General features: G+C 72.8%; 8 protein-coding genes. 3 read left to right on the top strand and 5 right to left on the bottom strand.

Annotated features, from left to right (window positions below; genetic code table 11):
* The coding region (locus tag ACIWVC_RS32745; protein ID WP_396455027.1) for an MFS transporter at window positions 1-1,092 on the bottom strand (1,092 nt) is incomplete at its 3' end.
* A gap of 165 nt (window positions 1,093-1,257) precedes the next feature.
* On the opposite strand from ACIWVC_RS32745, the gene ACIWVC_RS32740 reads away from it, so the two are divergent.
* From ACIWVC_RS32740 to ACIWVC_RS32730, 3 genes are all read left to right on the top strand, one after another.
* Window positions 1,258-2,253, top strand: a complete 996-nt coding sequence (locus tag ACIWVC_RS32740) for a sigma-70 family RNA polymerase sigma factor (protein WP_396455026.1) — start codon at window positions 1,258-1,260, stop codon at window positions 2,251-2,253.
* A gap of 255 nt (window positions 2,254-2,508) precedes the next feature.
* The gene (locus ACIWVC_RS32735) at window positions 2,509-3,447 is read left to right on the top strand and encodes a DNA-3-methyladenine glycosylase family protein (protein WP_396448085.1); all 939 of its coding nucleotides are present in this window, start codon (window positions 2,509-2,511) and stop codon (window positions 3,445-3,447) included.
* A gap of 286 nt (window positions 3,448-3,733) precedes the next feature.
* Window positions 3,734-4,678 (top strand): LysR family transcriptional regulator, encoded by a 945-nt coding sequence (locus ACIWVC_RS32730; RefSeq protein ID WP_396448048.1) that lies wholly within the window; start codon window positions 3,734-3,736, stop codon window positions 4,676-4,678.
* Here the strand turns inward: ACIWVC_RS32730 and ACIWVC_RS32725 are convergent, their stop codons facing one another.
* The 4 genes from ACIWVC_RS32725 to cofD all read right to left on the bottom strand — a co-directional run bounded on the left by ACIWVC_RS32725 (window position 4,679) and on the right by cofD (window position 10,610).
* Entirely contained in the window at window positions 4,679-5,716 is a 1,038-nt protein-coding gene (locus ACIWVC_RS32725; RefSeq protein ID WP_396448049.1) for a substrate-binding domain-containing protein, read from the bottom strand.
* 7 nt (window positions 5,717-5,723) lie between these two features.
* Entirely contained in the window at window positions 5,724-8,273 is a 2,550-nt protein-coding gene (locus ACIWVC_RS32720) for a bifunctional FO biosynthesis protein CofGH (protein WP_396455025.1), read from the bottom strand.
* Window positions 8,274-8,373: 100 nt separating this feature from the next.
* The gene (locus ACIWVC_RS32715) at window positions 8,374-9,660 is read right to left on the bottom strand and encodes a coenzyme F420-0:L-glutamate ligase (protein ID WP_396448051.1); all 1,287 of its coding nucleotides are present in this window, start codon (window positions 9,658-9,660) and stop codon (window positions 8,374-8,376) included.
* The gene (gene cofD / locus ACIWVC_RS32710; protein WP_396448052.1) at window positions 9,657-10,610 is read right to left on the bottom strand and encodes a 2-phospho-L-lactate transferase; all 954 of its coding nucleotides are present in this window, start codon (window positions 10,608-10,610) and stop codon (window positions 9,657-9,659) included. The genes ACIWVC_RS32715 and cofD overlap by 4 nt, the downstream gene beginning before the upstream one ends.
* Window positions 10,611-10,643: the final 33 nt, after the last annotated feature.

Genomic DNA, 10,643 nt, shown 5'->3' with positions numbered 1-10,643 from the left:
CTGGGTCGCCCACAGGATCCCGGTCCCGGTCAGGGTCATCCCGGCCGCCATCACGAGCTTGACCGAGGTGCGGGCGACCAGGAGCTGGGCCGGGCCGGCGAACACCACCCCGGTCAGGCCGACGGTCAGCCAGGCCAGGCCCGTCGTCATCGGCGAGTATCCGAGCACCTGCTGCATGTAGAGGGTGCCGATGAAGATGTAGCCGTAGAAGCCGGCCCCGAGCAGGAAGCCGACCGCGTTGGACCCGGCGAGGGTCTTCAGCCGGAACAGCCGCAGCGGCAGCAAGGGCGCCTCCACCCCGGCCTCGACGACCACGAACGCGACCAGCAGGGCCGCCGCGCCCGCGAGCAGGGCCAAGGTCCGGGTGTCCGTCCAGCCGGTGTCCGGTGCCCGCGAGATCGCGTAGACCGCGACCACCAGGGCGCCGGTCACGGTGAGGGCGCCGGGCAGGTCGTAGCGGCGCCGCGCGGCGGGCAGTCTGCTCTGGGGCACCACCCGCCGGGTCAGCGGCAGCGCGGCCCCGCCGACGACGACGTTCAGGTAGAAGATGTCGGGCCAGCCGCCGTACCGGGTGAGGGCGCCGCCGGCCAGCACGCCGAAGGTCGCTCCGCCGGCGCCGACGGCGCCCCAGATGCCGAGCGCCTTGTTGCGCTCGGTGCCCTCGGGGAACATGTTCATCACGATGGACAGCGCGGCCGGCAGCACCGCGGCGGCGCCGAGGCCCTGGACGGCCCGCATGATGATCAGGAACGTGCCGCCGGTGGCCAGCGCGCAGGCGAGCGAGGCCGCGGTGAACAGCGCGAGCCCGGCCGTGAACGTGCGCCTGCGGCCGAGCAGGTCGGCGGCCCGGCCGCCGAGCAGCAGGAAGCCGCCGAAGGTGATCGCGTACGCGGTCACCACCCACTGCAGGTCCGCCTCGGCGAAACGCAGTTCGGCGCCGATCGTCGGCAACGCGACATTGACGATCAACAGGTCGACGGCCGTCATGAAGTACGCCACGGCGAGCAGCGCGAACGCCCGCCACCGGCGCACGCCACCGGGCACCGCGGGCGTTCCGCCGCGGATGTCGCTCCTGGGGTCCACTGAGGTCACGTGCGCCTCCGGTCGTCACTGGTCAGGTCCACACCGGTTGCAGCACCGGCCGTCCCGCGGATTCGCCGCCGCGACGGCGATGAATCCGGGCCGCGGCCGGTGTTGCAACTTCAGGAGTGGTCATCCAGGCGGCCACGTGCCACCACCCGAAAGGACAGGTCCCGCATGCCCATGACCGAGGCGACCCTCGCCCTTGCCCAGGCCGGGGACGGTGAGGCCTTCCGCGAACTCATCGACCCCCACCGCCGTGAGCTGCAGGCGCACTGCTACCGGATCCTCGGATCGATGCACGACGCCGAGGACGTGCTTCAGGAGGCTCTGTTGGCCGCATGGCGTTCGATCGGACGGTTCGACGGCCGGTCCCTGCGGGCGTGGCTGTACCGGATCGCCACCAACCGCTGCCTGAACTACCTGCGAGGCCAGGCCCGCCGCCCGCAACCGGCAGGCCTGCCCGACCATGGCGCGGGGCGGTCGGTGCAGGGGGGACCCGCCGAGCCGTGGTGGCTAGAGCCCTACCCCGGTGATCCGGACGACCTCTCCCTCGGCCCCGAAGCCCGATACGACGCCCGGGAGTCGATAGCCCTGTCGTTCGTGGCCGGCCTGCAACACCTGCCGCCCCAGCAGCGTGCGGTCCTGGTGCTGCGGGACGTGCTCGGCTTCCCCGCGGCCGAGACCGCCGACATCCTCGGCACCACCCAGACCGCCGTCAACAGTGCGCTCGTCCGGGCCAGGGCCGGGCTGCCGCCCGACCCGCACCCGCAGGACGTGCCCGTCCCAAGGTCACCGGCCGAGGCCGCCGTCGTCGACCGGTTCGTCAGCGCGTTCCAGCGCTTCGACCTGGAAGAACTGGTGGTCCTGCTGACCGACGACTCCAGGTTGACCATGCCGCCCCAGCCCACCGAGTACCGGGGACCCGAATCGATCGCCCAGTTCCTGCTGGCTCATCAGCGCCAGGAGATGAAATTCGTCCCCGTCCGGGCCAACGGCCAGCCCGCCCTGGTGCTCTACCTCCCCGATCCCAGCGCGCCGATCTGGCGGGCCAACGGCGTCACCGTGCTCACCCTGCGAGGAGACCAGATCCACACGATCACCCGCTTCGGCGACCCGAGCCTCATCACCCGCTTCGGATGCCCCCGCACCCTGCCGAAACCCGGGCGGTAGACGAAGCCGGCCTCGGCGCGCGCCTGGTCGGCGAGGTCGCGTAGGTCGGGGTGCCGGGCAGTGGCAGACGCGGGCTCGGCACCGCCGAGGCGCGCGAGCCGAGTCACAGCCGCGCGACCGACGTGTCGAGGTCGGTCGGGGCGAGCGGGATGAACCGGATCGACAGGGGGTGTCCAGTCGGGCCGGCGGGCCGGCGGTGGCACACTGGGGCGCGGCAGTGCGACGGTCGAGCGGAGGGTGGGGGCGGTGGCTCTGATGCCGTCCGGTACACCCGCCCCCCGTGCGGCCGGGGAGAAGACCGCTGGGCGTCTCCCCGGCCGGGTCCGGGAGTGGCGGCCGCCGTGGCCGCTCGACCTGCACGGGACGCTCTCGCCGCATCGGCGGGGGCCGCATGACCCCGCGTTCCGGGTCGAGCGGGACGGGGCCGTCTGGCGCGCGTCCCACACGCCCGACGGGCCGGGGACGCTGCGGCTCCGGTGGGCCGGCGGCGCCGTCGAGGCGACGGCGTGGGGGCCCGGGGCCGAGTGGTTGCTGGACGGGGTGCCCGAACTGCTCGGCGCCGACGATGAGCCGGACGGGTTCGTCGCGCGGCACGACGTCGTCCGGGACCAGATCGTGAAGCGGCCCGGGCTGCGGATCGGGAAGTCGCGGCGGGTCTTCGAGGCTCTGGTGCCGGCCGTGATGGAGCAGAAGGTGCTCGGCCAGGAGGCGTGGCGCGGCTGGGGCTACCTACTGCGGCGGTTCGGGGAGCCCGCGCCGGGTGCGCCGCACATGCGGGTTCCGCCGCCGCCCGAGGTGTGGGTCCGGATTCCCTCGTGGGAGTGGCACCGGTCCGGGCTGGAGGCCGTCCGCGCGAGGACGATCATCGGGGCCGCGCGGGTCGCGAAGCGGCTGGAGGAGGACGCCGGGGAGGCGCGGCTCAGGTCGCTGCCCGGCATCGGGGTCTGGACGGCGGCCGAGGTCCGGCAGCGGGCGGTGGGCGATCCCGACGCCGTCTCCGTCGGCGACTACCACCTGCCCGCCCTGGTCGGCTGGGCGCTGGCGGGCCGCAAGGTCGACGACGCCGGAATGCTCGAACTGCTGGAGCCCTACGCCGGCCATCGGTACCGGGTCACCCGGCTGCTGGAATCGTCCGGGAGGCGCCCGCCGAGGCGCGGCCCCCGTTTGCCCGTCCGGGACTACCGGTCGTTTTGACCGGGTCGACGGCGGCGCGGCGGCGCAGCCAGAAGTTGTTCGGGGTCCAGTCGAGGCCGTCCCGGCTGTCGGCGCCGAACAGCGGGCCGAGGACGGCCAGGGCGATGATGAGGCCGAGCACGTACAGCATCGTGTTGCTCCTTTGGGATCGCTGGGGGCGTTCCCGCGCGGGGCGATCGGGTGAGCCGGGGTCTCCGGCCCTTTCCGTCGCACCTATAGTTTGACTCAGTCCAACATTCAGGTCCAGCGACAATTGCTGGAGTGATTATGTAAGAATCGCTTCACTATGCTGGATCTGGGACGGTTGCGGGTGCTCCGCGAGCTCAAGCTGCGCGGGACGCTGGGGGCGGTGGCCGAATCGCTCGGCTACACGCCCTCCGCGGTGTCGCAGCAGCTCGCGCAGCTGCAGAAGGACGTGGGTGTTCCGGTCGTGGAGCGGGCCGGGCGGCGGCTGCGGCTGACCACGGCGGGAGAGGTGCTCGCGGAGCACGCCGAGACGCTGCTGGCGCAGGCGAAGCAGGCCGAGGAGGCGACGGTCGCGGCCAGCGGGCGGGTCGCCGGGGCAGTGAAGATCGTCGGGTTCCAGACGGCGCTGCTGCACGTCCTGGCCCCCGCGCTGCCGCGGCTGCGCCGGGCGTACCCGGAGCTCGTGGTGGACGTCCTGGACGAGGAGTTCCACCGGGTGCTGCGGGAGCTCGTGCTGCAGGAGATCGATGTCGTCCTGACCGATGAGTACTCGCATCTGCCGCGTCCGCGCCGCCCGGAGCTGACGGCCGAGGTGCTGGTCACGGAGATGATGCGGGTCGCGCTGCCGGCGGACCATCCGCTGGCGCTGGACGGGGCGCCGGTCCGGCTGGCCGATCTCGCCGGATGCCCCTGGGTGACCGGGCACGTCGGGACGAACCATGCCGATCTGCTGGAGCGGACGTGTGTGGAGCTCGGCGGTTTCCGGCCCGATGTGCGGTACCGGTCCAACGATCTGCTGATCATGTTCGCGATGGTCGCGGCGGGCGGCGCCGCGTGCCTGATCCCCGATCTGGCGCTCGCCGAGCGGGAGGAGGGCATCGTCGTCCGGGACGTGGCCGACGCCCCGGTCCACCGCCGCATGGTGATGTGGACGCGGGTCGGCGCCGAGGTGCGGCCGTCCGTGCGGGCCGTCCTGGAGGAGCTGCGGAAGTCGGCGGACGACCTGGTCGAGCGGCGCCCCAGCTGCCTCCGCGGCGCCCCCTGATCAGGTCTTCCAGGACGAGAGCGCGTCGTCGATCTCCTCGCGGGTCGGGAGCCGCAGGGATTTCGGCGCGTTCTCGGGCAGGTCGTGCTCGCGCGCGTGGGCGGCGGTCATGGTGCCGTCGGGTGCGCGGAAACCGGCGCGTTGCAGGATGTCGAGGGCTGAGCGCGTGCCCAGGGCCGCTTGGAACGCCTCTGCCGCGTCCCGCCGGCGAGGGTCCTTGGTGGTCACCGCATAGGGGTGGTTGAGCATGAGCGTGCCTTCGTCCGGCATGAGGCCCACGACCGGGTTCGGACGGTGGGTCTCGTTGTAGGCGACCACCGCCTGCTCAGTGGTGACGGCGAGGGGACGGGCGAACCGCTCGGCGCCGACCAGCCCGGCCAGGGTCGCGATCGAGCCGCCGTTCTTGCGGAGCGCCTCGGCCACATCCGCGCCCTTGTCGACCTGCTCGATCGCAATCATGGCGATGGTTCCGGTCATGCCGGTGCTGGGGTCGGCCACGATCCGGTCCAGGGCGAGCCCGCCCGCCTTGTCCTTGCGCAGGAGCTTCCAGCTGGGGTCGATGCCGGCGTCCCGGAACTCCTTCTCCACCGGACGGGTGGTGGCCAGCACGACCGGAGTCAAGGCCACCGAGGGCGCCGCCACCGGAACCGATGAGTCGCCCTTCCGGACGATGCTCAGCCACAGCGACGACTCCGGCACCCACGCGTCCGCGTCACCCTCGTAGGCGGCGGGCGCGACCGGTGTCACCTCGGCGCGGACGCAGCGCCCGCCCACCCGGTGCTTCTCCACGTTGAAGCGGGACGCCACGTCGCTCAGCGCGGGCGCGATGTCCGGCTGCGCCGCGACGGTGATCCGCACCTGCGCGCCGGAGCAGGCCGGTGCGGAGAACAGGCCGAACGCCCACGCGCCGCCGACGGCGCCCGACAGCAGCAGCGCCGCGGCCGCCCATACCGCCGGGCCGAGCCTGAGCGAAGCGAACCGGAGGGTCGTCCTCCCGCGTGCACCCCGCCGCTCGCCGGCCCGGCCCGATTCGTCCATGCGTCCGTCATACCGGACTGAGCGGCAGGCGCCGCCCGAAATTCCCGATTCCGTCCGTGCGGCGGGCCGCCTCGATACGCTCCGCCGGCACCTCCCCGTAAAGGGTGGTGCGCTGCTTGGCGGGACGGCCCGCGCGCCGCGCGATCGCCTCCAGGTCGCTGATGGGCTTGAACGAGCCGTTCTCCGACCCGGCCATCCGGCTGATGGTCTCCTCCATCAGCGTGCCGCCCAGGTCGTTCACGCCCCCTTGCAGGACGCGCGTGCACAGCTCGTCCCCCAGCTTCACCCAGGACGTCTGGATGTTGGGGATCGCGCCGTGCAGCAGGATCCGCGCCAGAGCGTGGACGGCCACGTTCTCCCGGACGGTCGGCCCGGGGCGCGCCAGCCCGGCCAGGTAGATGGGGGAGTTGTGGTGGACGAACGGCAGCAGCACGAATTCGCTGAACCCGCCCGTCCGCTCCTGGATGGACCTCAGCAGCTTGATGTGCGCGACCCAGTGGGCAGGCGTGTCGACATGCCCGTACATCATCGTGGACGTCGTCGGGATGCCCAGCTCATGCGCGGTGGTGACGACCTCGATCCACTGGTCGGTGGGCAGCTTCCCCTTGGTCAGCACCCACCGCACGTCGTCGTCCAGGATCTCGGCGGCCGTTCCGGGCAACGAGTCGACCCCGGCCTCCTTCGCCGCCTGGAGCCATTCCCGGATCGACAGGTCGGTCCGGGACGCGCCGTTCACGACCTCCATCGGGCTGTACGAATGCAGATGGATGTCAGGCGCCCGCCGCTTCACCTCACGCGCGAGGTCGAAGTAGGCAGTGCCGGGCAGGTCGGGGTGGATGCCGCCCTGCATGCAGATCTCGGTGGCGCCCGCCGCCCATGCCTCGTCCACCCGGTCGCCGACCTGGCTCAGCGACAGCGTGTAGGCGTCGGCATCGGTCCGCCGCTGCGCGAACGCGCAGAACCGACAACCCGTGTAGCAGACGTTGGTGAAGTTGATGTTCCGCGTGACGACGTAGGTGACGTCGTCCCCGACGGCATCACGACGCAGGCCATCGGCCAACGCGGCGAGCGCATCGAGCTCAGGCCCATCGGCATGCAACAGGGCGAGCGCGTCGTCATCCGACAGTCCCGCGGGGTTCTGCTCCGCGCGCGCGAGAGCCGCCTTGACGTCGGCGTCGAATCGCTGGGGCGCTGATATGCGCTCCTTCAGCGCGTCCCAGTCCCCGTAGACCTCGTCGAAGTCGTCCCGCCGATCGCTCGTCCGCCCCGTCGTGTCGATCGACGTGTGCAGATCCGTCCGCCCGGACGCCTCGAACCCGCCGTCGGGCTCCTGCCACGGACGCCCCTCGAGCACGGCGTCCTCCCGGGCCAGCCCGGTCGCCGGATCCGCCAGGGCCGCCACATGGCCGATCAGCCGCGGGTCCAGCCACGGCTCGCCCCGCCGCACGTACTCCGGATAGATCGTCAGCCGTTCCCGCAGCGTGAAGCCCGCCTCGGCGGTCCGCTCGGCCAGCTCGTCGATCTGCGGCCACGGCCGCTCGGGGTTCACGTGGTCGGGCGTCAGCGGCGAGACCCCGCCCCAGTCGTCGATGCCGGCCCGCAGCATCAGCGCGTACTGGTCGGCGACCAGGTTCGGCGGCGCCTGCACGCGCGCCTTCGGCCCCAGGACGAGGCGCGTCACCGCGATCGTCGCGGCCAGCTCGTCCAGTTCCGCGTCCGGCGTGTCGCGCATCTTCGTGTCCGGCTTCGCGCGGAAGTTCTGGACGATGACCTCCTGGATCGCCCCGTACTCCCGCATCGTCCGCCGGATCGCGAAGATCGCGTCCGCGCGCTCCTCGACCGTCTCGCCGATGCCGATCAGGATGCCCGTCGTGAACGGCACGTTCGTCCGTCCCGCGTCCTCGAGCACCCGCAGCCGGACGGCCGGGTCCTTGTCGGGCGAACCGAAGTGCGGCCCGCCCCTTTCACTGAACAGGCGCGTAGCCGTCGTCTCCAGCATCATGCCCATCGACGGCGCGACCGGCTTGAGCCGCTGGAAGTCGCGCCACGTCAGCACGCCCGGGTTCAGGTGCGGCAGCAGCCCGGTCTCCTCCAGCACCCGGATCGCCATCGCGCGCACATACGAGAGCGTGTCGTCGTAGCCGTGCGCGTCCAGCCATTCGCGGGCCTGCCTCCAGCGGTCCTCGGGACGGTCCCCGAGCGTGAACAGGGCCTCCTTGCAGCCCATCTCGGCGCCCCGCCGCGCGATCTCCAGCACCTCGTCCGGGCTGAGGTACGGCGATTCCAGCTTGTGCGGGACGGTCGCGAACGTGCAGTAGCCGCAGCGGTCCCGGCACAGGCGGGTCAGCGGGATGAAGACCTTGCGGCTGTAGGTGATCACGCCCGGGCGGCCGGCGGCCTCCAGGCCGGCGTCCCGGGTGCGGGCCGCGTACGCGAGCAGATCGTCGAGCTGCGCCCCGCGGGCCTGCAGCAGTGTGGTGGCCTCGGATCGGTCCAGTGTCTTGCCGTCGCGCGCGCGGGCCAGGGCCCGGCGAAGAGCGGAGCTCGTGGCGTCCATGCGGGCACTCTATGCCAATCGTCATAATTTGCGCCGCCCCGGGGGGCGGGGAAGGCCCCGCACCGAACCCAGCCCCGGCGCCCCGCGATCTATTCCCGGCTCACCTGACCTCGATGAACGCGTCCGCGCTCCGCGGCGGACGTTCGCGCGGAGGCGCCGCGGCATGACCGACCCCCACCGCGCCCATCGGGTCCCACTCGTCCGGCAGGTCCAGCACGTCGCGCACCACGTCGCGGCAGAACATCGTGCTCGACACCCAGCACGACCCGAGGCCCTCGACCGCCAGCGCGACCAGCAGGTTCTCCACGCCCGCGCCCGCCGCCACGACGAACATCTCGCGCTCCGCCCGCGACCGGCGCTCGTCCGGATAGTCGTGCGAACCGTCCATCACCAGGCAGGGCACCACGAGGTACGGGGCCCGCCGCAGCACCTCGCCGCGGCGCAGCCGCTTGGCGATCGACTCCGCGGAGAACCCGTCCCGCCGCAGGTCGGCCTCCCACGCGTCGCGCATCGCGTCGAGCAGCCGCGTCCGGGACTCCGCCGACTCCAGCAGGACGAACCGCCACGGCGTCGTGTGGTGCGGCGCCGGGGCGGTGATCGCCGCGCCGACGGCCCGCCGCACCGCCGCCGGGTCGACCGGCTCGCCGGTGAACTCCCGGATCGTGCGCCGCGCCCGCAGCACGTCGGCCGACCCGAACCGGAACATGTCCTCCTCGGGCGGGCGCACCAGCGCCCGCGCCCCGGGCCCGTCCTCGGCCGTGACCAGATGCGAGAGGCCGCGCACCACGGCGATCGGCACGCCGTCGAGCTTCCCCTTCACCAGCTCCCCGGCGGCCGCGATCTCGTCGGCCACGGCGGTGATGGTGGCGTCGAGCCGGTTCCCGTGGGAGTCGTCCCGCCCGCGCAGATCGCTGAGGGGCTCCAGCCCGGCGACCCCGATCGCGGCGTCGGTCAGCCCGTTCCGCCAGGGCCGGCCCAGCGTGTCGGACACGATCACGGCGACGTCCACCCCGGCCCGCTCCCGCACCCCGGCCCGGATGCGCCGCGCCGAGGCGTCGGGGTCCTCCGGCAAGAGCAGCACGGTGCCCGGCTTCGTGTTGGACGCGTCCACACCGGCCGCGGCGAGCACGAGCCCCTGCCGCGTCTCCACGATCCGGGTCTCGCCCCGCGCGTGCGTCCGCCGCGCCACCACCCGCACCGTCTCGGCGTCGATGGCCTTCTCCCGGTCGTCCGCGACCAGGACCCGCCCCTCCGCCTTACTGACGATCTTGGACGTGACGACGAGCACGTCGCCGTCCTCCACCGCGTCCGCCGGAATCAGCGCGGCGATGTCGTCGCCCTCGGCGACCTCCGGCAGCCCCGGAATGCCCGTGATCACAACACTCACGCGTCGTCCTCCACCCGCTTGAGCTCCACCGCGAGATCGAGCGCGGCCCGCGCGATGTCGGCCGTCGCCTGTCCGTCGCTCATCAGCAGCGGCCGCGACCGCACCTCTATGCCCTCGATGCGCACGGCCGCATCGGCCTCGTCGACGAGCCACCCGTCCAGCAGCCCGAGCCCGTACAGCTCCCCGACCGCCTGCGCGGACGTCTCGACCCCGATCGCCGTCAGGCAGGCGTCCGCCATCCCCCGCACCGGCGCCCCGCCGATGATCGGCGAGACCCCCACCACGGTCTTCGCGGCGACGGCGTCCCGGATCCCGGGGACCGCCAGGATCGTCCCGATGCTCACCACCGGGTTGGACGGCGGGAACAGCACCGCATCGGCCTCCTCGACGGCCGCGAGCACGCCGGGCGCCGGTTTCGCGTCCTCCGCGCCGACCGCCGCGATCGACAGCGCCGGCACGGACGCGCGCATCCGCACCCACCACTCCTGGAAGTGGATCGCCCGCCGCCCCTTGTCGTCCTCGATGACCACGTGCGTCTCGACCTGGTCGTCGGTCATCGGGATGAGCCGCACCCCCGGCTTCCACCGGTCGCACAGCGCCTCGGTGACGGCCGACAGCCGGTACCCGGCCGCCAGCATCTGCGTCCGGACGATGTGCGTGGCGAAGTCCCGGTCCCCGAGCCCGAACCACGCGGGCCCGACCCCGTAGGCGGCGAGCTCCTCCTTGACGGTGAACGTCTCGTCCTTCCGCCCCCAGCCCTGCTCCTCGTTGATCCCGCCGCCGAGCGTGTACATCACGGTGTCGAGATCGGGGCACACCCGCAGCCCGAACAGCGTGATGTCGTCCCCGGTGTTGCCGATGACGGTGATCTCCGCGTCCGGAGCCGCCTCCCGCAGCCCCCGCAGGAACCGCGCCCCGCCGATCCCACCCGCCAAGCACACGATCTTCATGCCCCAAACCCTACGGCGCTCCCACCCCACCCA

This window comes from Actinomadura sp. (assembly GCF_044508335.1).
Classification (GTDB): domain Bacteria; phylum Actinomycetota; class Actinomycetes; order Streptosporangiales; family Streptosporangiaceae; genus Spirillospora.
This window is presented reverse-complemented; position numbering and strand designations above follow the sequence as displayed.